Source organism: Deinococcus aquatilis DSM 23025 (assembly GCF_000378445.1).
GTDB classification, from domain to species: domain Bacteria; phylum Deinococcota; class Deinococci; order Deinococcales; family Deinococcaceae; genus Deinococcus; species Deinococcus aquatilis.
Window position 1 is genome coordinate 118,016 of sequence record NZ_KB899702.1, and the last position, 21,060, is coordinate 139,075.

Below are 21,060 nucleotides of genomic sequence, written 5' to 3' on the forward strand. Positions count from 1 at the left end.
AGCGGCCCTGCCTCATCCCAGTGGGGACTCAGGGCAGCCTAACTGGAGCGGCCTGCTTTCAGCTTGCGGCTCTCTATGTCGGCGTGCTGCGTGAGGTATTGCAGCCAGCCCTTGGCGGTCAGCGGGCCGAAATCGTTATGTTCGATCTTCAGGTCGTCGTTGGGTGCGGCGGTGTGCAGTTGCCGCGCCAGGTCCACGCTGCGGGCGCGGGTCTGAGACAGCAGGTCTTGCAGTTCACTGAGGGTGGCCTCACTGGGCGGGCGGTAGGGGCTGTATTCGTCGCGCTCGTAGGGCCGCTGCCCCAGCGCCACACGCAGGCGATTCTGACCCCAGCGTTCTATGCCGATAATGTGCGCCAGCACGTCCCGGTTGCCTTCCGTATCGGCGGCACGGCTGGCCCGCCCGGTCAGCATCATGCCGCCCCGCTCCAGCGCCTGCCCCAGCCCTGCATAACTGGCATTGCGGGCGGGCCGCTCTATCAGTTGTGCGGCCACGAGGCCCTTGACCTGCTGGCCCACGCCCTCTCCGTCTTTGCTGCGGCTGCGGGCCAACAGTGCCGCCACTCCCACGGCAGCCACCGTGACCACGACAGGAACGATGGGAATAGATGGAGTGGGTTTGGAGGTCATGCCTGTCAGTCTAGAGCAGTTCTGCGCACGACACTGAAAAAAGTTCTTCATCTGTCGGCGTTCCTTCTGTGCAGGAGCACGACTGCCCGCTTTGCCCGGAAGAGTGCGCGATGTCCATCTGTGTCTATTCATCCCGCTGTGTCGATCACTCCTCCCGGCGTGCCGATCAGCGCCGCAGAGGAATCGGCGGGACAGGGCAACTGGCCGCAGAGCATCAGGCCATGTGCCAGCGTGAATTCGGGCAAGTCCAGATGTAGCCCGCGTGCACCCCAGCCAAAGCCCTTGCCCACTCTGCCGCCCCTGCGGTCTGCGGCCACGCAGGCCAGCACCGCTGCCTGGGCACCTTCCGGCTTCAGTTTCGGCTCGCCGTGCAGCGCCATTTTGGAGAGGTTGGCCCCCGCGACCTCTGTCAGTCGCCAGTACCAGCCCTCTTTGTTCAGGTTGGGCACATAGAGCGTCAGGCCGGACTGCAAAGCCAGCTTTCGCAGCGGCATCAGCACCCGGTCGGCCCCCACGATCAGGGTATGCAGCGGCGCGACATCTGGGTGCTTCAGCAGGTGCCCCGCCGCCTCCCGCGCCCCCGTAAAGTTGGGATGGTGGCCGTGCGGCGGCAACGGATAGGCACACAGCCGCGCCCGTTCCAGTGCGTTCCAGACGGCAGTGCGGTGTGCGCCCGCCGTAACAGAGGATGGAGGAGAGGTCATCGGTGCAAGGAGCATAGCCGGGAAATAGCCGTAGCCCCGGCAGGCAGATTGGTTTAATAGAACGGATGGTTATATAGTGGACGGGAATGGCGCAAGAGACAAAACAATTTCTGTCGTGGGTGCTGGGCTGGCTGGCTTCTCTTGCCCTGTGGGTCTGCGCCTCGCGCTCCGGGTGGGCAGCCTGGATTCAGTTTGCAGGTGAGGTCTTGGTTGTCGTTATCGGGGTAGATATCGCCCAGACCATTGCCACGTGGATCAAGATGAAGCAGGCGGGCCGGGTTACCTGGCTCAACCCTCAGGGTAAGCCGCGCCTCTAACTACGGCCAGATGACCGTTGCGGTATTTCGCAGAAACCGCTCCAGCCGTCCACGCCATCTGACCGTACTGTTGCCGTCTCTCGCTCTGCTCGGCTTCTCTCAAGATCAACACTGCTGTACTCAGCCGTTCTGGATCTGATCAGAAAAGGCAGATCTGCGCCCCAGCTCTCCTGTAATTTCATACAGTGAACGCCGTGACCTTTCCCCTGACCAAGCGTTTTACCGACGCCCTGCAACTCGCGCACAAATGGCATGTAGGCCAGTACCGCAAAGGCACGCTGACGCCGTATTTATCCCATCTGTTGGGAGTGGCGTCGGTGGCGCTGGAATTTGGCGCGACGGAAAACGAAGCCATTGCCGCCCTGCTGCACGACGCGCTGGAAGATGGGCCGGAGAATCTGACGGTGAATGTCAAAAAGCGAGCGAAAACGCGTGAGAAGTTGGATACACAAATTCAGGACAAATTTGGCGATGGAGTTGCCGCTCTGGTCCGTGGAGCCACCGAAGAAAACCCTCTGATAGACGGAGAAAAAGCGCCCTGGGATAAGCGCAAGCTGACCTACCTCGCCAAACTCGATCACGAGGAGGCCAGTTCGCTCTTGGTCAGTGCCTCCGACAAACTGCACAACGCCCGCACCATCCTGACCGATGTGCTGACTGAAGGCACGACGCCGGAAGCGCGGGAAGCCTTCTTCAACCGGTTCAGTCAGGGCCGTGAGGGAACCTTGCAGTATTACCGCCTGCTGGCCGATGCCTATAAACGAGCAGAAGGTGCAGCCGGGCGGCCCCGTCTACAGGCCCTCTTTGCCGAACTGGAGCGCACAGTGTCGGCCCTGGAAACGGCCTGCGGCGTGACGGCAGAGGAAGTGCGTGGCTACGCCTCGTTGCGGCCTGCCAGTATCGAGGATGCCCAATAAAAAAAACCCGCGCTAGGCGGGCTTAACTGTGGTGGATCGTGTAGGAATCGAACCTACAACCCGCTGATTAAGAGTCAGCTGCTCTGCCAATTGAGCTAACGATCCAAAAACTTGGCTGCCCAGCATCAGACAGGGCGAAAGGGAGTATAAGGAGTCTCCCTGACCCTGTCAAGGGTAGCTGAGCAGTGTCAGCTCTACTTCGGTAGCGTGCGCCCCAGCACGGCGGCGCTGAGGCCGAGGCCCAGGCCGTAGGCCAGATGTGCGCCCAGACGGTTGCCGTGCGTTTTGGCGTCTCCTGCGCGGGGGCCGTCTTGCAGGCCCAGCAGCGGCGTGATGGTTTCGTCTAGCAGCAGCCACAGTCCCGCGCCCCACAGGATTCCTGTGGCGGGACCCTGATGCCGTGCCAGAACCGCCCCATAAGCTGCGCCGCCCAGAACCCCTGTGGCCCAGTGCACCGCCTCACTCAGCGCCTGCCGCGTGCCCTGTTCCGGCGTCTGATGCGTGATGGCCGTATACAGGTGCCGTCCCATCGCGGCGGTGCTGCTCTCGCCGTTTTCGTGCGTCTGTCCCAGCGGGCTGATGACATCGGTATCTGGCTGGGGCGGTCCACTCTCCTCTTGCGGTGCTCCGGCTACCAACGGGGCCACACGCACCCAGTATTGACCCATCAGGAGCGTGCCCACCGCGCCTGCACCGAGGCCGATCAGAGCGTCACGGTAAGCGCGGGAAGTTGGAGGAGTGGGGCGCAGCAGAGCGCGGGCCGCAGTCAGCAGAGCAGGCATGGCTTACCCTACGGCTCAGCTTGCTTCACAGGAATTTATCTGGCCCCAATACAGGCCTAATTGGGCAGTGGGAAGTGAATTTTTGGGAGTGGAAGAGGTGTACTGGCCGGAGAATTTTTGCTGCACATCGGTTCAAAAAGTTTGGATTTGTCGGCCTGCTCTGATGTGTCCAGAGTCAGATGCTGGAAGTCAGCCACTCGCGCACGCTTCCGGCCAGATACAGACTGCCCGCTACTAGCAAAGTCCCGCCCACCGGGGTCAGAGCCAGGGCGCGGCCCAACGCCCGTGCAGGTTCTTCTACTGCTTCGCCGCCGTAGTGGGCGGCCAGGTCTTGCGGCGGGGTTGCCAGATCGCCGGGGGCTGTGAACACGCGCACGGGAGCCACCGTCAGCAGGGGCGCAAGCGTGGCAGCGGTGTCTTTACGGGCCAGATTGCCGAACAGCAAAACGTCGGCACGCGGCACGGCGGCGGCCAGCGCCTGTGTGGCGTGTGGGTTGTGTGCGCCATCGATCAAAATGGTTTTGCCGTCCAGCACAACTTCTTCCAGTCGGGCTGGGTGGTGGGCCGCCAACGCCGCCTCTGACCCCGAACCGTACCCCAGCAGGCGCAAGGTTGCCAGAGCCAGCGCCGCGTTGCTGTGCTGGTGTGACCCCCGCAGGGCCGGAGCGTGCGGCAGGGCAAACAGGGCCGGATGGGTGGCGGGCGTGTAAAGGGGCGCGTCCAGCTCGCGGCACACGTCGCCAATCACATCCAGCGCTTCCCCGGTGGCGGTGGTCAGCAGCGGCACAGCGGGGCGGGCGGCCAGTGCCTTGTCGCGGGCGATCTGGGCTACCGTGCCGCCCAGTACCCCCACATGATCGAGCGCCACGTTGGTCAGCGCCACCGCCGACACGTCTTTGAGGGCGTCGGTGGCATCGCTGACCCCGCCCACGCCCGCTTCCATCACGGCCACGCGCACGCCTGATTCGGCAAATACGGTGCAGGCCAGCAGCAGCGACAGATCAAAAAACGCGCCCTCCCAGCCAGCCAGCCGCGCCTGCTGGATAAAGGCTGCCACCCGCGCCGGAGGGATGTCCTGTCCATTCACGCGAATTCGTTCTTCAAACCGGATCAGGTGGGGGCTGGTAAAACGGCCCGTGGGAACCCCTGCCGAGATCAGCCCAGCTTCCAGCATGGCGCAGGTGCTGCCTTTGCCGTTGGTGCCGACCACGCGCACCGAGGTAAAAGCGGCGTCGGGCTTTTCCTGGGCGTCCAGCAGTGCCCTTGCCACATCCGGCCCCCGGGCGCGGCCATTGCGGGTCCGGCCAAAAAACCAGTCGTAGTCGGGTGGGGGTGGGCTGGGCGCGGCGTCCATCACCCCCCGACTGTAGCGGGTTAGGATGCCCCCTGACATGGACACGGCAACCGCGACAGAGGGCAGGGAACAACTGGAAGGAGTGCAAAACGGGTCACAGGTCGGCGTGGTGATGGGCAGCCGCAGCGACTTTGAAACGATGGCCGGGGCGCTGGACACGCTGGCGGCGCTGGGTGTGAATTACGAAGTGCGGGTGCTGAGTGCCCACCGCACGCCCGGATTGCTGGCAACCTACGCGGCGCGGGCCGAGCGGCTGAATCTGGCCTGCATCATCGCTGGGGCAGGCGGCGCGGCCCACCTGCCCGGAATGCTGGCGGCCTTTACGCGGGTGCCGGTGCTGGGCGTGCCCGTACAGTCGCGTGCCCTCAGCGGTCAGGACAGCCTGCTGAGCATCGTGCAGATGCCCGCCGGGATTCCGGTGGCAACCTTTGCGATTGGCGCAGCGGGGGCCAAAAATGCTGCCCTGTTTGCCGCCGCCATGCTGGCCGTGACCGATTCGGGTGTGCGTGACCGCCTTCAGGCTTACCGGGATGCCCAGACGCGGGCCGTGCTGGATGACCCCTGGTTTGAGGGCCACCCGCAGGCGGGCGAAGGATGACCCCCCCACAGCCCACGGCCCACACCCCGCGCCCCACTCTGGGCATTCTGGGCGGCGGCCAACTGGCGCAGATGCTGGCGCTGGCCGCGTTGCCGCTGGGCGTGCGGGTATTGGTGCTGGAACCCGACCCGCACGCCCCCGCCCGCCTGTGCGCCGAGCATCTGCACGCGCCCTACACCGACCCGGCAGGCCTGAGCCGCCTGGCCGAATGCAGCGCCGTGACCCTGGAATTTGAAAACGTGCCCACGCAGGCGCTGGAAGCCCTGGCCGGACGGGTTCCGGTGCGTCCGGGCGCGGCGTTGCTGGAGCGTACCAAACACCGCGCCCGCGAAAAAGAAGCGCTGCGGGCGGCAGGGGTGGGCACGGCCCCCTTTGTGGTCATCGAATCTGGGGCCGACCTTGCGGGCGCACTGGCAGCGGTGGGCGGGCGCGGCATCCTCAAAACCTCCGAACTGGGCTACGACGGCAAAGGGCAGGCGCGGGTGGAGAGTGACGCCGAACTGAATGCCGCTTGGGCCTCTGTGAAGGGCGCGGCCTGCGTGCTGGAAGGCTTGGTTCCCTTTGTGCGCGAAGTCAGCCTCAGCGTGGCCCGCACTGCCGCTGGGCAACTGGCTTTTGGCCCGCTGATCGAAAATATTCACCGGGAAGGCATTCTCCGCACCAGCATTTTTCCGGCCACAGATGCGGACACACTGGAACCGCAGGCCCGCGAGTTGGCCCGCGCCTGTGCTCAGGCTTGGGCACTGGAAGGCCTGATGACGCTGGAATTCTTTGTGGTGGAGGGGAGAGAACTGCTGGTCAACGAGGTGGCCCCCCGTGTCCACAACAGCGGCCACCTGACCCAGGATGGCGGCGGCCTCAGCCAGTTTGAAGCGCAGGTGCGGGCTGTGCTGGGCCTGCCCCTCACCGACTGGCGGCCCCTGCACCCCACGGCGATGGTCAATCTGGTGGGGGTGGCCGATGCGACTGGGGAGCCTGTGCATCCCGATTGGGGCGCCATAGACGCTCTGCCGGGTACGCGGCTGCATCTGTACCACAAGGCTTGGCGGGCGGGCCGCAAGCTGGGACACGTGAATCTGGTGGCCGCCGATGCGGAGGCGTTGGCAGCGCGGTTGGCAGAGTTGGAGCGGTTGATTCCCTGAAAACTTCCCCCCGGCCCCCCACCAGTTAAATGCCGTCCCAAGCGGGCCTCACGCCGCGTCAGCTGCCCAGCCTCAGCATCAGGGCATGACACGCCTGAGCTTGCTTCTCACTCTCTGCCTGTGCGGCGCGGCCTCCGCGCAGGCCACCGACGCTCCTTTCAAGCTGATCTTGCGTGCCACCGAGCAAAAAATTCAGAAGGGCGAGGTCAGCACGGCGGAGATTGTCAAATCCTGGAAGTTGCCTGCCGCTGGGGTCGCGGCCAGCAAGAAGCACAGCAAAATCAGCACCACCCTCAGCCCCGTGCTGGACAAGATGTTCGACCAGATCAACGCCCGCGCCCCCCGCCCGGCCAGCTTCAGGAACGTGGGCGGATCGTGGGTGGCGACCCAGCAGACCGGATGGATCGCCGACAGGGACGCGACCAAAGCCAATCTGCTGAAAGCGATCATGGCGGGCAAAGACAGCGCCGAAGTGGTGTATAAGGCCGTGGTGCCGGAGCGCAGCGTGAAGGTTTTTGCGCAGAGGGGCGTGCTGTGGCATGTGTCCAGCGGCGGCAGCAGCTATGGGGGCAGCCCCGATTTCCGCGTCAAAAACGTGTTGGTGGGGGCCAGCAAGCTCGACAATTTCTTTATCGCGCCGGATCACGAGTTCAATTTCAACGAGGAAATCGGCACCATCGACGCCAGCACCGGATTTGTCAAGGGCTTTGTCATCAGCGGCGGCACCCTGACCAAAGAGGACGGCGGCGGCATCTGCCAGGTCAGCACCACCATTTTCAGGGCGCTGTATCAGGCGGGCCTGCCCATCACCGAGCGCCATGAGCACAGCCACCGGGTGTCCTACTACGACCCCGTCGGCTACGAGGCCACCGTGTACGCGCCCAGCAAAAATTTGCGGATGAAAAACGACACGGGCAAGCACCTGTTTATTCAGGCCGCCTGGGACACCAAGGCCCAGACCCTGCGATTCGACGTCTTCGGGGCCAACACCGGGCGCAGCGTGAGCATCAGCAAGCCCGTGATCAGCGACTTCAAGCCCCCTGCCGCTCCCAGCTACAGCCCTGACGACCGCGTGGCGATCGGAGGCCGCCGCCTGCTCGATACGCCCATGCAGGGCATGACCAGCCTGATCACCCGCACCATCAAAACTTCAGGTGGCACCCTCCTGAGCAAAGACACCCTGAAAAGTGTGTATAAGCCGTGGGGGGCGGTGTATGGGGTGAACCCGCGAGACGGAAGGCTGTAAGACGTCAGAGGCCAGTGGTCAGTGGTGAGTGGGAAAAGAGGGGAGATAGTGGATCGTGGAACGTGGATCGTGGATCGTGGAGGAAGGCTTGTGTGCCTTTTCCACGATCCACCTTCCACTTGCCACGATCAGAAGCTCACTTCACTGTTTCTGAAATCGTTTCCGCCAGCGCCCTGATTCCGCGCTCGATCTGCTCTGGCGTGGCGTTGCTGTAGCTCAGGCGCATGGTGTTCTGGCCGCCGCCCAGCGCGAAAAACGAAGCGCCGGGAACGAAGGCCACCTTGCGTTCCACGGCTCGGGCCAACATCGGCAGGGTGTCCACGCCCTGCGGCAACGTGATCCACAGGAACATCCCGCCCTGAGGCACGGTGTGGTGGATGCCTGCCGGAAACTGCTCCTTGATGTGACGGATCATGTCCTGGGCGCGTTCGCCGTAGGCCCTGCGAATCGTTTCGATCTGGCGGGGCAGCACGGTGGGCAGGAGTTCGGTCACGATCATCTGGTTCAGCGTGGGCGTATGAAGGTCTGCGCCCTGCTTGGCCTGCACCAGCTTTTCGATCAGGGGCTTGGCGGCCTGAATCCACGCGTCACGCAGGCCGGGCACCAGCGTTTTGCTGAAAGAACCGCTGTAGATGATGTGGTTCTGGTCGGGGTCTCCGCCCACGCGGTCCAGCGCAATCTGATACAGACTGGGCGCGGGTTCGCCCGAAAAGCGCAGCTTGCCGTAAGGATCGTCTTCGATGACCAGCAGGCCGTGTTCGGCGGTCAGACTGACGAGGCGTTCGCGGCGCTCTCTGCTCAGGGTGCGCCCGGTGGGGTTCTGGAAATTGGGGATGGCATACAGCAGTTTGGCCCGCTTGCCGCCCGCCTTCAGCCCCCGCAGCAGCTCTTCCAGCGCGTCTACGTCGATGCCTTCCTCGTCGGTGGGCATTTCCATGTACTGCGGGCCATACGGCTGGAAAGATTGCAGCGCTCCCAGATACGTCGGGCTTTCCACCAGCACGATGTCGCCTTCCGAGATCAGGATTTTGCCCAGCAGATCCAGACCCTGCTGGCTGCCGGTCATGATCTGCACATGCCCCGGCGTAATGCCAGCCGCCTCGGCCAGAAACTGGCGCAGTGGCAGGTGGCCCTCGGTGGTGCTGTATTGCAGGGCCGCCGCGCCGTAACGGGTCATCACGGTGTCCATCGCCTCACGCACGTCAGCGATGGGAAACAGTTCGGGGGCAGGCAGGCCGCCCGCGAAACTGATCACATCGGGTTGCTGCGTGATTTTCAGAATCTCGCGGATGGCACTGGCCGTCATCTTGCGGGCGCGGTCACTCAGCATGGCGGTGAAGTCCAGCGGAACAGTGTTCGGCGTGAGCAGAGAGGGAGGCACAGTCGCAGTCATGAGTGTCATCGTAACGCCCCGGCAAGGCCTCCGTCTGTGTCAGGTCGGTGGGGCACACTGGCAAAACAGGCGGCTGTCTGAGCAGGGTGGACACCGCTTTACTGGGCGTGGAGGCCAGATGAACGCAGTACAGACCTTCCAGGTGGGCTGGGCAAATCGCACACAGGCCCGCCTGAGGCGGTTACAGTGCTGACGGTAATCATTTCGTTCGGGGAGCCGCGTTCAGGCTGCCCAGTTCGCTCTCACTCAGGCCACAGTTCCGGCCACCCTCAGGAGGCATCACCATGCTCGTTACCGGCTCAGACATTCTCGTTCCCGCCCGCGCAGGCAAGTACGGCGTGGGTTCCTTTAATACCAACAACATGGAAATCACGCAGGCGATCATTCATACCGCCGAAAAACTGCGTTCGCCCGTGATGGTGCAGATGAGCGAGGGGGCCATCAAGTACGGCGGCCAGGATCTCGCCAACATCGTCAAGGATCTGGCCCACCGCGCCACCGTGCCGGTCGCCCTGCACCTCGATCACGGCTCCTCCTACGAGTCGGCGCTGAACGCGATCCGCATGGGCTTTACCAGCGTCATGATCGACGCCTCTCACCATTCCTTCGAAGAGAACATCCGTGAAACCCGCCGTGTGGTGGAAGCCGCGCACGCCATGGGCATCAGCGTGGAATCGGAACTCGGGCGTTTGGGCGGCATCGAAGAGCACATCGTCGTAGACGAAAAAGACGCCTTCCTGACCGATCCCGAAGAAGCCGTGCAGTTTATCGAGCAGACCGGCACCGATTATCTCGCCATCGCCATCGGCACCAGCCACGGCGCATTCAAGGGCAAGGGCCGCCCCTACATCGACCACGCCCGCATCGAGAAGATTGCCAGCCTGACCGGGATTCCTCTGGTGGCCCACGGCAGCAGCGGCGTACCTGCCGACATCATCGAGCGCTTCCGTGCAGCGGGCGGCGTGATCGGTGAGGCAGCAGGCATTGCCGACGAAGACTTGCAGCAGGCCACCCAGCACGGCATCGCCAAGGTGAACGTGGATACCGACCTGCGCCTTGCCAGCACCGTGGGCATCCGTGAAGCCCTGTTCGCCAACCCCAAAGAGTTCGACCCCCGCAAGATCTTCGGGCCTGCCCGCGACGTGATGAGCCAGGTCATCGAGCACAAGATGCGCGTGCTGGGCAGCGTCGGCAAGGCGTAAGGACCACCCGGACTCCGGCACAGGGCAAGGGGGGCTGCCTGCGGGTTTGGCCCCCGTGTGCCCCCCCACCCACCCCCAATCAATCTGAGGGATGCGTCAGACTGGCGCGGGAGAATTCTCACCCACGCGGCTTATTCTGCCGATTGGCATGAAGGCCGCCCGCCCCCTCCTTCCCCTCCTCCTGACCAGCCTGGTGGCCGTGGTTGCCCACGCAGCCACCACGCAGGGGTCAACGCCCCTTCCCGCTGGTTGGCAGGCCAAACTTGCTGCACTGTTGCCACAGGCCGGGCAGGCGACCCAGATTCTGGAGCGCCGTTCGAGTTTGTCTCTGTTTGAATTGCAGCGACGCGTGACCAACGTGGGGGGCAGTCCTGACGCCCTCCGCACCGTCATCGTGACCGTATCTCAGGGCAAAGCGCCGGTGTACGACGCGAGGCTGGGCATAACTCAGGACGAATTCAAGCGCTATCTGGTCTTTCAGCAGTCTCTCGCGCCCAGCGGCAAAACCCTGAAATTGCCTGTGACCCGCGACAATGGCCGCCTGACATTCGGCGATACGGCGGGCATGAACGGCGTCCTGAGAGGCGTGACCATCGACCTCAAAACCGGTGAATTGCGCGTGCCAGAAGGCTTCAGCGCCCGCCCCAGCGCCGTGATGCCCAGCACCAACCCGGACCGGGCGCTGGACGTGAGGCTGGGCTATCAATGGCGAGTCCGGGCCAACGACCCCGTGACCCAGAACGGCATCAACGGTGAGCTGACCCTGCTGGCGTTGAGCAGCGGGCAAATTATCCTCAGCTACAACCGCCTGAGCATGTTGCGGGGCCGGATCGACGAGGGCGAATTGATTCTGGGCTACACACGTTGAAAAAGCCTTTCCAGCGTGGCCTGCCTGAGATGAATTGAACTAGGTTCAGACCGTTGCCGCTGGTATCTGAAAGAAGACTGGACTGCCGGAGCAGAAGCTTCGGCAGAATTTCTTTATCTTCCCGGCCTGCCTGATGAGTCTCTGACCCCACCTCAAGGGTTCCTCATGACTGCTTCAGGGGGCGTCACGTCTGGGCCGCTAGGCTGCAAGTATGAATAAGTTGACCCGAATGATGATGCTCGGCGCGGCCTTGGCTGTGGGCGGCGTTTCTACCGCAGGGGCGGCGGGCCTTTCTCCCACCCTGCTGGCCCGCGCCAAAAAAGGTGACCAGACTCAGGTAGGCGTCATCGTGCGCTTTAAAGTCGTCAACGACGCACGGGGCCGCGCCCTGTTCAAGAACCTGCGCGGCCAGTTGGGAGCCAAAATCGCCCAGCTCGGCCCCGCCGCCGGGTTTCTGAATCAGGCGATTTCTTCGGGCCGGGCCACCCAACTGTGGCTTGATCAGAGCGTGTACCTGCCCATGACCCCGGTGCAGGCGCGGCAGTTGGCGCTGCTGCCCTTCGTGTCCGACGTGTTCGAGAACTTCAAGGTGCAGATTCCGAAGGCTGTGGCGCTCAGCGCGGCCTCCGCTCCTGCGGGCACGCCCTGGCACCTCGAGAAGATCGGTGCGCCTCAGGCCTGGGCCGCCGGATTCAAGGGTCAGGGTATCCGCATCGGGCACCTCGACAGCGGCGTGGACGCTTCTCATCCGCAGCTGAACGGCAAGATCTCCGCCTTCGCCGAATTTAATGCCGAGGGTGACCGGGTCAACAGCCAGCCGCACGATTCTTCCAACCACGGGACGCATACGGCGGGCCTGCTGGTGGGCGATACGGTGGGCGTGGCCCCCAGCGCCAAAATCATCAGTGCGCTGGTGTTGCCCAACAACGAGGGCACTTTTGCACAGGTAATTGCCGGGATGCAGTATGTGCTGGACCCCGATAACAACGCCGACACCGACGACGGGGCCGACGTGGTGAACATGAGCCTCGGGATTCCCGGCACCTTCGACGAATTCATCGTGCCCGTGCAGAACATGATCAAGGCAGGCGTGGTTCCAGTGTTTGCCATCGGGAACTTTGGCCCGGCAAGCGGAAGCACGGGCAGCCCCGGCAATCTCCCCGACGCGGTGGGTGTGGGCGCAGTCGATCAGAACGGTCAGGTCGCCAGCTTCAGCAGCCGTGGCCCGGTGGCGTGGCAGGGCGCGATCAACGGTGTGTTCGTCAAGCCTGACATTGCCGCCCCCGGTGTGGCGATCACCAGTTCTTTCCCCAATGGGCAGTACGGCGCACTCAGCGGTTCTTCTCAGGCCAGCCCCATCGCGGCGGGTGCGGTGGCTCTGATGCTCAGCGCCAAACCCGGCACTGGCGTGGACGCGATCAAAAACGCTCTGTACACCAGTGCCAGCAACGCGGGCAGCAAGAACAACAATGTGGGCTACGGCCTGATCAGCGTGCCCGGCGCGATGGGCAAATTGGGAGTCAACGTGGGCGCTCCGGCCCCCACACCTACCCCAACGCCGACGCCGACCCCCACGCCCACCCCGACTCCTACCCCAACGCCCACACCAACGCCGACGCCGACCCCCACTCCAACGCCCACGCCAACACCGCCCGCTGCCACGCCTACTGGCCCTGCCGGGTACACCCTCTGCGCTATCGAAGGTTCCAAGTGCAACTTCAGCGGTCAGAAGGATGCGGCGTTCGGCACCAACGGCAAATACATCACGGGTGTTGCCACCGACGGCTTCAACTGCACGGTCGCCGAATGGGGCAGCGACCCAGCAGTTGGCGTCAGGAAGGGTTGCTTCATCAAAAACCGCCCCGGCACAGCGCCTGCGCCCACACCCGCCCCGACACCTGCTCCTGCACCCGCACCCAGTGGCGGCGGCAAGAAGCCCACGGTGCTGCTTGTAGATGACGACATGGGCCAGGGCGCTGACGTGACGGCGGCTCTGCGCGACGCGGTGAAAGCCAACGCCGCTTCTGCCTTCCGCTGGGATGTGCAGACGATGGGCGCGATTCCTCTGAGCGAAATGAAAACCTACGACGTGGTGTTGTGGGCCACCGGCGAGCAGTACCAGAATACCCTGACCGCTGCCGACCAGAACACCCTGCGCCAGTACCTCGCGGGTGGCGGCAATCTGCTGCTGACCGGGCAGGACGTGGGCTACGACATCGGAGCCAGCGATTTCTACCGCACCACCCTCAAGACCCGTTTTGTGGCCGACAGCAGCGGCACGCCCAAGTTCGTGACCACCGGAGCTTTCGGCAGCACCGCCTTTACCCTGAACGCTCAGGGCAGTGCCGCCAACCAGTTCTACCCCGACGTGATTGCTGACCTGAACGGCAGCAGCACCGTGGCAGGCTGGGGCACCGCCGGGGCCACCGCCGGAACCATCACGGCCCAGAGCATCCGCGTGGACCAGAACCGCACCCGCGCCACCCAGAAGGTGCAGGATCCTCGCGGCCTCGTGGAAAAACTGGCAGCCAACATCATCGGCGGCATCCTGAATCAGGTGTTGGGCGGCCAGCAGCCCACCCAGCGTCCCCGCGTCACCGCGCAGAATGCGGGCGAGAATGCCGGAGCCATCGTCATCAACAACGCGGGAGCTTACCGCACCGTGAACATGGGATTCGGTCTGGAAGGCCTGACGCCCAGCAGCCGCAGCGCCCTGCTCAAGACCAGCTTCGAATGGCTGATGAAGTAAGAGCCGGAATAATCTAGCTCTGTAAGAACAGAGATCAGCAGAGGCCAGCCCAGCGTTGGCCTCTGTTTGTTGGCTGATTTCTTATGACCCGAAACCTGTCGCCTGCCTGAGCCTTCCCTTTGCGCCTGCTTCAGCCTGAGCAAAACGGCCTTCACGCCGCTCCCATGCCCCCCATTTGTCCGGCGAGTACGGTACAGGCATGACACAACTCACCCTCCGAGACATCATGACCCGTGATCTGACCACCGTAGACGGTGGCGCGACCCTCAAGGAAGTGGCGAACCTGATGCGTGAACAGGACATCGGGAACGTGCTGATCATGGACGGCGAACGCCTTGCGGGAATCGTGACCGACCGTGACATCGTGATTCGGGCCGTGGCCTACGGGCATGATCTGGGCAGCCCTGTCACCGATTACTCCAGCGACAACGTGTTTACGATGGACGCCAGTAGCAGCGTGCAGGACGCCGCACAGGAGATGGCGAACCGTCAGTTGCGCCGCCTGCCGATCACCGAGGAGGGCAAAGTGGTGGGCATCGTCTCGCTGGCTGACCTCGCCACCAACGCCACAGGCCGCGCCGACGAGCAGGCGCTTCAGGGCATCAGCCAGCCCACGACCTGAGCCGAGTGGTCAGGGGCCACTTCTCAGGTGTAGAGAAGTGGCCCCTTTTGTTGTGCTTCTACTTGTGTCCTACCGCCGCCGTACCCACACCCAGAGCAATATAGATGCCGCCCGTCACGTATTTCTGCCGTTTTGCCGCGACCTTGCTGCTGCGTAAACGGGTGCCGATGCTGCCGCCCAGCAGGGCGTACATGCCGTCGCTGCACACGGCCAAACACAGGAACAGCAGGCCGAAGGTCAGGGTTTGCAGGGCCACCGGGCCGCGCTCCGGGTGAACGAACTGCGGCAGGAAGGCCAGAAAAAACAGCGCCGTTTTGGGATTCAGCGCATTGATGAGTGCACCCTGCCAGAAGAGCTGCGACATGGACTGAGTTTTGGGCATGGGCAGATCGATGCCGTGTTCTTCATCTCGCGCCAGCAGGGTGCGAATGCCGATATAGATCAGGTACGCGGCTCCCAGATACTTGAGAGCACTGAACAGCAGTGCCGACGACATCACCAGGGCCGACAGACCCACCGTGGCCGCCAGCACATGCACCAGCCCGCCCGTCTGCACACCCAGTACCGATACCAGCCCTGCCCGCCGCCCCTGATGAGCCGACCTCGCCACGATGTACAGCACGGCGGGGCCGGGAATAATCAGCAGCGCGAGGGCGGCGACAGCAAACAGGGCCAGCGAGGAAAGATCGGGCATGGCGTTCAGTTATTCAGATTTGAGATACAGGAGTCAAGGGCCATGACCCATACGGATTCGGATTGAATCCCGTGGTTTAGGATTCAATCCGGCTTGCCAGGCTCTGTGGGCAGCTCTGCTAGTACGAACCAGAGACGGAGGACAGGTGATGAGGTTCCGACTGTCCGGGCATCCTGCGGACTCTGTCTCAGCCGGACACTTTTCTTTCTGCCCTCAGGAAGGATCAGTCCCCTTTTCGCAGCTCCCGCAACTTGCGGTACAGCTCCTTTTCTTCATCCGTCAGATTTTTGGGCAGGGTGATATTCAGCCGTACATACAGGTCGCCGCGCCCACCGTCTTTTTTGGGCCAGCCCTGCCCGCGCAGCCGCATGCGTTGGCCGCCGCTGCTGCCGGGGGGCACGCTCAGTTTGCCTTTGCCGCTCAGCGTCTGCACCGTGATGTCTCCGCCCAGCGCGGCCACCGGGGCAGGCACTTCGGCGCTGGTGGTCAGGTCGTCGCCGTCCAGATCAAAGCGGCCATCTTCCAGCACACGGATGGTCAGCAGAATATCGCCGCCCCCCGGCCCCTGTCCGGCCAGCCGCAGCCGTGCGCCGTCGCGGGTGCCGGGAGGAACGCGCAGGCTCAGGCGTTTGCCGTCCACGTTGATCACCTCGTCAGAGCCGCTGAAAGCCTCGGCCAACGTGACCTGCAATTCCCCTTCCACGTTCTGCACGAATCGTCTGCCCTGTGTGCCGCCCACGCCGCCCAGCAGATCTTCTATGTTGACCTGAGCACCGCCGGGAAAGCCCCCGCCGCCCATGCCGCCCGCACTGGGCCGCCGCCCACCCGTGCCACCAAACAGGCCCTGAAAAAAGTCGCTGAACTGGCTGGCGTCAAAGCCCGCAAAATCTCCGCCCTGAAAGCCGCCACCTCCGCCGCCGTAGCCGGGGGGAACCTGTCCGGTGTGCCCAAACTGATCGAACACCTTGCGCTTTTCGGGGTCGCTCAGAACAGCGTACGCCTCGCCAATTTCCTTGAACCGTTCGCCCGAAGCTGCGTCACCCGCGTTTTTGTCGGGGTGAAACTGCTTGGCGAGTTTGCGGTAAGCGGTCTTGATGTCGGCGTCGGACGCACTGCGGGACACGCCCAGCACGTCGTAATAATCTTTGTAGGCCATGTGGGGCGTCTCCTTTAGAGGGTGAAGGGCGTGTAGGGGTGCTGTGTCTCAGGATCAAGGGTCTAAGGTGTTGGGCCGTTGCATATGGTGGTGATGCGTTTTCAACCCTCAAACGGTGCGCTCCGGTGCTCTCACCCCGAAGGCGCGAGGTGTTCTTAGACCTTCAGACCCCAGACCCTTGGACGTGCTTTTGCGGAAAAGCCAGAGCTTACCGCCCGGTGAATCCGGCCCCACCCAGCACCCATTCCAGATACAGCGCCTCGACTTTGGCGCGTGCCCAGGGCGTGCGGCGCAGGAATTTCAGGCTGCTCTGGATGCTGGGGTTCAGTTCAAAGCAGCGCACGGGCACGCGGTCTGCCATGCCTTCCCAGCCGTAGGCGTCCACCAGCCGTTCCAGAATCTGGGCCAGCGTCACGCCGTGCATGGGGTCAGGGTGCATAGAGTCGGGAGGAGTCATAGCGGCCTCAGCCCTTCTTGCTGACCACCACGCGGGCGGGCCGCACGAGGCGATCACCCATGCGGAAGCCCAACTGATAGACCTGCACGATCACGTCGTCGGCGTCACCGGGCACCACCTGAAGCGCCTCGTGCCACTGGGGGTCGAAGGTTTCGCCCTCGCGTCCGGTCACTTCGAGGCCAAGCCCGCCGAACACGCGCAACATGGTCGCCTGCACCGCCTGCATCCCCGGAATCAGTTTGGCGGGGTCGCCCACGCCCATGCTCACGGCGCGGTCAAGGTCGTCGTACACGGGCATCAGGCTTTCGGCAGCTTTGGCGATGCCCTGACCCTGCGCGGCGTCCACCTCACCTTGCAGGCGGCGGCGCTGGCTTTCAAAATCGGCGGCAAGGCGGGCGAGGCGGCCTTTCAGGTCGGCATTTTCCTTCTCCAGTTCGTCGGCCTGTTGCAGCTTCGCCATCATTTCCTGCACTTGCCCGAACATGTTGTCATCCATGCCGGGAAAGCCACCGTCTTCGTCAAGAAGTTCGGCATCCATCAATTCGGCGTCTTCTTCCATGTTGTCGGTATCGGTTTCTGGAATGTCCAGCCCGTCCATATCAATGGTCTTGTTTTCTCTGGCTGGGCCGTCTTTCTTCACGGTTTCAGGCTGCTGGTTGTCTCGGGTGTCGTCGTTCTGGGTCATGGGTTTACCTCGTCTGCGGAACATGGGAAGTCAGAATAGGGCGCGGCGCAACCCAATAGGGGAGAGGGTGGCGTGTAGGCCGTCCTCTCCCCTTGGTCTGTGGTGCATGGGTTACGGGTTGGACGGTGCTCAGTCAGCCGGTTTGAAATCGGCGTCGATCACGTCGTCGTCTTTCTTGTCTTTGCCGAGGTCCACGCCGCCGTCTGCTGCGGGCGCGGCCTGCTGTGCGGCGGCCATAAAGGTGCGGAGTTCTTCTTCCAGCTTCTTCTGGGCGTCGGCAATCTTGGTGTCGTCATCGGTGCGGATGGCTTCTTCGGCTTCATCTGCTGCCGCTTTCAGCGCGTCTTTGGCGCTCTGGTCGGCTCCGGCGCTTTCCTCGATCTGGCTGAGGGCCTGCACGCGCAGAGAATCGAGGTTGTTGCGCTTCTCGACCTTCTCCTTGCGAATCTTGTCGGCGGCGGCGTTCTGCTCGGCTTCCTTCACCATCTTCTCCACATCGCTCTTGTCGAGGGTGGTGGTGTTGTCGATGCGGATGCTGGCTTCCTTGCCGCTGGTCTTCTCTTTTGCGGTGACGTGCAGGATGCCGTTGGCATCGATGTCGAAGGTCACTTCGATCTGCGGGCGTCCGGCGGCCATCGGAGGAATGCCCTCAAGGTTGAAACGGCCCAGGCTCTTGTTGTCGCTTGCCATCGGGCGCTCGCCTTGCAGCACGTTGATTTCTACGCCGGGCTGGTTGTTGGCCGCCGTGGTGTAGATCTCGGTCTTCTTGGCGGGCACGGTGGTGTTGCGCGTGATCATCGGGGCGATCATGCCGCCCTTCACTTCCACGCCCAGCGTCAGCGGGGTCACGTCCACCAGCACGATGTCACCGAGGCTGGAGTCGCCCATGATGATCCCGGCCTGTACGGCAGCACCCAGTGCAACAGCCTCGTCGGGGTTCACCGACTCGTTGGGTTCCTTGCCCGTGATGTCCTTCACGATGCGCTTCACGGCAGGAATACGGGTCGATCCGCCCACTAGAATCACTTCATTGATGTCAGAAGCGCTCATCTTGGCGTCGGCCAACGCCTGCTCCACGGGATGACGCACGCGGCGCAGCAGGTCGGCGGTCAGCTCTTCAAACTTGGCGCGGGTCAGCGTGCGCTCAAGGTGCTGAGGCGTGCGCGTTTCGGGGTCGAAGGTGATGAAGGGCAGAGACACGGTGGTCTCAGAACCGCTGGACAGTTCGATCTTGGCCTTTTCGGAGGCTTCGATCAGGCGCTGGAGAGCCTGAGGGTCTTTGCGAAGGTCGAAGGTGTGCTCTTTCTGAAACTCGGTGGCAAGCCAGTCCACGATGCGCTGGTCGAAATCCGCGCCGCCGAGGTGGGTATCGCCCGAGGTGGATTTCACTTCGAATACGCCGTCGCCCAGTTCCAGAATGGTCACGTCGAAGGTGCCGCCGCCAAGGTCGAAGACCAGCACGGTTTCGTTGCCCTTGCGCTCCAGCCCATAGGCGAGCGCAGCGGCGGTGGGTTCGTTGATCACGCGCAGCACGTTCAGGCCCGCGATCTCGCCCGCCTGTTTGGTGGCTTCGCGCTGACTGTTGTCGAAGTAGGCGGGCACGGTAATGACCACGTCTTTGATCTTCTCGCCCAGTTTGGCGCTGGCATCGGCCACCAGCTTACGCAGCACCTCGGCGCTGACCTGCTCGGGGGCGTACTCCTTGCCGTTCACGTCCACGCGCACGCTGCCGCCCGCACCTTCTTTCACCTTGAAGGGGCTGCGGCTGGCTTCCTGAGACACTTCATCCCAGCGGCGACCAATGAAACGCTTGATTTCAAAAATGGTGGCCTGCGGGTTCAGCGCGGCCTGACGGCGGGCAATCTGACCAACCAGGCGCTCGTCGCCCTTGAAAGCCACGACGCTAGGGGTCGTGCGTGCGCCCTCGGCATTCACGATGACCTCGGGGCGTCCGCCTTCCATCACAGAGATCACGCTGTTGGTGGTTCCCAAATCGATTCCGACTGCTTTTGGCATGTGTTTGACTCCTTGAATGGATAAGATTCTGCCGCTGCAAGAACAGCAGTTCTAAACTTGGATCATCATAGGGCCACAGTTGGGAACAGTCAATAGAGTTGAGTGTAGTGCGCTCAACTTCAAGGCGATGTGAAGATGAAAGCTGCGGCCAAACTTTCCCCCTTTTCTTCCAGATTTACCCTGCCCGGTCGGCATAGACTGATGCATGTCGCCTGTGGTCAGCCAACAGATGTGCAGTCCCCGTTGCCAGAGGCCGGAACTGTGAAGCGCCCGTCGTGGGCCTGGGGATTGGCGGCCAGCGTCGTGGCAGTGCTCCTCCTGATCAGCATTGTCACCCCGCGTGGCCGGGGCACCGATCTGCCGCTCACCGACTTTACCGACGCCCTGAAAAGCGGCACGGTGCAGACGGCCGTGGTGTCGTTTCAGAACAATACGGCGGCCATCAGCGGTCTGCTGGAAGATGGCCGGGAGTACCGCACGCGCACCGTGGCTGCCGATCCCGCCATCGCCCTGACCAATTTGCAGCAGGCAGGCGTCAACGTCACCTACGCGCAGGCTTCCCGCATCAGCGCCCTCACGGTCATCAGTGCGCTGCTCACGCTGGCCCTGATCGGCGGCCTGATCGTGCTGCTGTTGCGTGGGCGGCAGGGCGGGGGCACCGACGCCGCGAGCCAGTTTGGGAAGTCGAAGGCGGCGGTGATCGCTGAAGGCCAGATCAAGCAGACCTTCGCCGATGTCGCGGGCTGCGACGAAGCCAAGCAGGACCTGCAGGAAGTCGTCGAATTCCTGCGCCACCCCGAGCGTTACCACCAACTCGGCGCCCGCATTCCCCACGGCGTCCTGCTCGTCGGCCCTCCCGGCAGCGGCAAAACCCTGCTCGCCAAAGCTGTCGCTGGAGAAGCCAAAGTTCCCTATTACTCCATCTCCGGTTCCGATTTCGTCGAGATGTTCGTCGGCGTCGGGGCCGCCCGCGTCCGTGACCTGTTCGAGCAGGCCCGCAAAAGTGCGCCCTGCATCGTCTTTATCGATGAAATCGACGCGGTGGGCCGCAAACGCGGCGTGAGTTTGCAGGGCGGCAACGACGAACGCGAACAGACCCTCAATCAACTCTTGGTGGAGATGGACGGCTTCGGCAGTGGACAGGAAGTGATCATTCTGGCGGCCACCAATAGACCCGATGTGTTGGATGCGGCGTTGCTGCGTCCGGGGCGTTTTGACCGTCAGGTGGTGGTGGACGCGCCGGATGTGCGGGGCCGGGAAATGGTGCTGCGAATTCATGCCCGTAAAAAGCCGCTGGATGCCAGTGTGGATCTGGCACTGGTGGCCCGCAGAACGGCGGGGATGGTGGGGGCAGATCTGGAGAACCTGCTGAACGAAGCGGCGCTGTTGGCGGCGCGGGAAGGCCGGACGCGGATTACGGGGCGGGATGTGGATGAGGCACGGGACCGGGTCTTGATGGGGCCGGAACGCCGCTCGCTGGTGGTCCGGGAAGCCGACCGCAAGGTGACGGCCTACCACGAAGTCGGACA

At 63.3% G+C, this 21,060-nt stretch carries 20 protein-coding genes and 1 tRNA gene; 10 read left to right on the top strand and 11 right to left on the bottom strand.

The genetic code is table 11. From position 1 onward, the window contains the following. Positions 1-38 precede the first annotated feature (38 nt). Positions 39-629: a DinB family protein gene (locus tag F561_RS0106695; protein WP_019009179.1), complete on the bottom strand. Its 591-nt coding sequence runs from the start codon at positions 627-629 to the stop codon at positions 39-41. 128 nt (positions 630-757) lie between these two features. Then, positions 758-1,333 carry a 5-formyltetrahydrofolate cyclo-ligase family protein gene (locus F561_RS0106700; RefSeq protein WP_051096846.1) on the bottom strand — a complete coding sequence of 192 codons (576 nt, stop codon included), beginning with the start codon at positions 1,331-1,333 and terminating at the stop codon, positions 758-760. An 86-nt stretch (positions 1,334-1,419) separates the two neighbouring features. Between F561_RS0106700 and F561_RS0106705 the strand changes: the two genes are divergently transcribed. Both F561_RS0106705 and F561_RS0106710 read left to right on the top strand, forming a co-directional pair. Beyond that, the gene (locus F561_RS0106705; protein WP_019009181.1) at positions 1,420-1,650 is read left to right on the top strand and encodes a hypothetical protein; all 231 of its coding nucleotides are present in this window, start codon (positions 1,420-1,422) and stop codon (positions 1,648-1,650) included. 194 nt (positions 1,651-1,844) lie between these two features. Beyond that, the gene (locus F561_RS0106710) at positions 1,845-2,567 is read left to right on the top strand and encodes an HD domain-containing protein (protein WP_157451623.1); all 723 of its coding nucleotides are present in this window, start codon (positions 1,845-1,847) and stop codon (positions 2,565-2,567) included. A gap of 29 nt (positions 2,568-2,596) precedes the next feature. On the opposite strand, the gene F561_RS0106715 is transcribed toward F561_RS0106710, so the two are convergent. From F561_RS0106715 to F561_RS0106725, 3 genes are all read right to left on the bottom strand, one after another. Then, positions 2,597-2,672 (bottom strand) — tRNA-Lys (locus F561_RS0106715). 89 nt (positions 2,673-2,761) lie between these two features. Further along, positions 2,762-3,349 carry a hypothetical protein gene (locus F561_RS0106720; RefSeq protein ID WP_019009183.1) on the bottom strand — a complete coding sequence of 196 codons (588 nt, stop codon included), beginning with the start codon at positions 3,347-3,349 and terminating at the stop codon, positions 2,762-2,764. Positions 3,350-3,524: 175 nt separating this feature from the next. After that, positions 3,525-4,703: a glutamate ligase domain-containing protein gene (locus F561_RS0106725; protein ID WP_019009184.1), complete on the bottom strand. Its 1,179-nt coding sequence runs from the start codon at positions 4,701-4,703 to the stop codon at positions 3,525-3,527. A gap of 37 nt (positions 4,704-4,740) precedes the next feature. Between F561_RS0106725 and purE the strand changes: the two genes are divergently transcribed. The 3 genes from purE (at position 4,741) to F561_RS0106740 (ending at position 7,689) form a co-directional block, all read left to right on the top strand. Next, the gene (purE, locus tag F561_RS0106730) at positions 4,741-5,301 is read left to right on the top strand and encodes a 5-(carboxyamino)imidazole ribonucleotide mutase (RefSeq protein ID WP_019009185.1); all 561 of its coding nucleotides are present in this window, start codon (positions 4,741-4,743) and stop codon (positions 5,299-5,301) included. Further along, complete coding sequence (purK, locus tag F561_RS0106735) at positions 5,298-6,443, top strand: 5-(carboxyamino)imidazole ribonucleotide synthase (RefSeq protein ID WP_019009186.1); 1,146 nt, start codon at positions 5,298-5,300, stop codon at positions 6,441-6,443. The genes purE and purK overlap by 4 nt, the downstream gene beginning before the upstream one ends. A gap of 85 nt (positions 6,444-6,528) precedes the next feature. Beyond that, positions 6,529-7,689: a VanW family protein gene (locus tag F561_RS0106740; protein ID WP_019009187.1), complete on the top strand. Its 1,161-nt coding sequence runs from the start codon at positions 6,529-6,531 to the stop codon at positions 7,687-7,689. 136 nt (positions 7,690-7,825) lie between these two features. On the opposite strand, the gene F561_RS0106745 is transcribed toward F561_RS0106740, so the two are convergent. Then, positions 7,826-9,082: an aminotransferase-like domain-containing protein gene (locus F561_RS0106745; RefSeq protein WP_019009188.1), complete on the bottom strand. Its 1,257-nt coding sequence runs from the start codon at positions 9,080-9,082 to the stop codon at positions 7,826-7,828. 284 nt (positions 9,083-9,366) lie between these two features. Here F561_RS0106745 and fba point away from each other — a divergent pair, with 284 nt between their 5' ends. The 4 genes from fba to F561_RS0106765 all read left to right on the top strand — a co-directional run bounded on the left by fba (position 9,367) and on the right by F561_RS0106765 (position 14,523). Further along, a complete protein-coding gene (gene fba / locus F561_RS0106750) occupies positions 9,367-10,284 on the top strand; it encodes a class II fructose-1,6-bisphosphate aldolase (protein WP_019009189.1) in 918 nt (305 codons plus the stop codon). A gap of 91 nt (positions 10,285-10,375) precedes the next feature. Then, entirely contained in the window at positions 10,376-11,152 is a 777-nt protein-coding gene (locus F561_RS0106755; protein ID WP_019009190.1) for a hypothetical protein, read from the top strand. Between the two features lie 211 nt (positions 11,153-11,363). Beyond that, on the top strand, positions 11,364-13,901 hold the full coding sequence (locus F561_RS0106760) for a S8 family peptidase (RefSeq protein ID WP_026298658.1): 2,538 nt from the start codon (positions 11,364-11,366) through the stop codon (positions 13,899-13,901). 199 nt (positions 13,902-14,100) lie between these two features. Next, on the top strand, positions 14,101-14,523 hold the full coding sequence (locus F561_RS0106765; RefSeq protein ID WP_019009192.1) for a CBS domain-containing protein: 423 nt from the start codon (positions 14,101-14,103) through the stop codon (positions 14,521-14,523). A gap of 58 nt (positions 14,524-14,581) precedes the next feature. On the opposite strand, the gene F561_RS0106770 is transcribed toward F561_RS0106765, so the two are convergent. The 5 genes from F561_RS0106770 to dnaK all read right to left on the bottom strand — a co-directional run bounded on the left by F561_RS0106770 (position 14,582) and on the right by dnaK (position 19,531). After that, complete coding sequence (locus F561_RS0106770; RefSeq protein ID WP_019009193.1) at positions 14,582-15,217, bottom strand: LysE family translocator; 636 nt, start codon at positions 15,215-15,217, stop codon at positions 14,582-14,584. A gap of 223 nt (positions 15,218-15,440) precedes the next feature. Next, positions 15,441-16,373 (bottom strand): DnaJ C-terminal domain-containing protein, encoded by a 933-nt coding sequence (locus tag F561_RS0106775; RefSeq protein WP_019009194.1) that lies wholly within the window; start codon positions 16,371-16,373, stop codon positions 15,441-15,443. 208 nt (positions 16,374-16,581) lie between these two features. Next, entirely contained in the window at positions 16,582-16,830 is a 249-nt protein-coding gene (locus F561_RS0106780) for a VF530 family protein (protein ID WP_040379996.1), read from the bottom strand. Between the two features lie 7 nt (positions 16,831-16,837). Continuing rightward, positions 16,838-17,539, bottom strand: a complete 702-nt coding sequence (locus tag F561_RS0106785; RefSeq protein WP_245556445.1) for a nucleotide exchange factor GrpE — start codon at positions 17,537-17,539, stop codon at positions 16,838-16,840. Positions 17,540-17,644: 105 nt separating this feature from the next. Then, on the bottom strand, positions 17,645-19,531 hold the full coding sequence (dnaK, locus tag F561_RS0106790; RefSeq protein ID WP_019009197.1) for a molecular chaperone DnaK: 1,887 nt from the start codon (positions 19,529-19,531) through the stop codon (positions 17,645-17,647). A 261-nt stretch (positions 19,532-19,792) separates the two neighbouring features. On the opposite strand from dnaK, the gene F561_RS24950 reads away from it, so the two are divergent. Further along, the coding region (locus F561_RS24950) for an ATP-dependent metallopeptidase FtsH/Yme1/Tma family protein (protein ID WP_040380022.1) at positions 19,793-21,060 on the top strand (1,268 nt) is incomplete at its 3' end.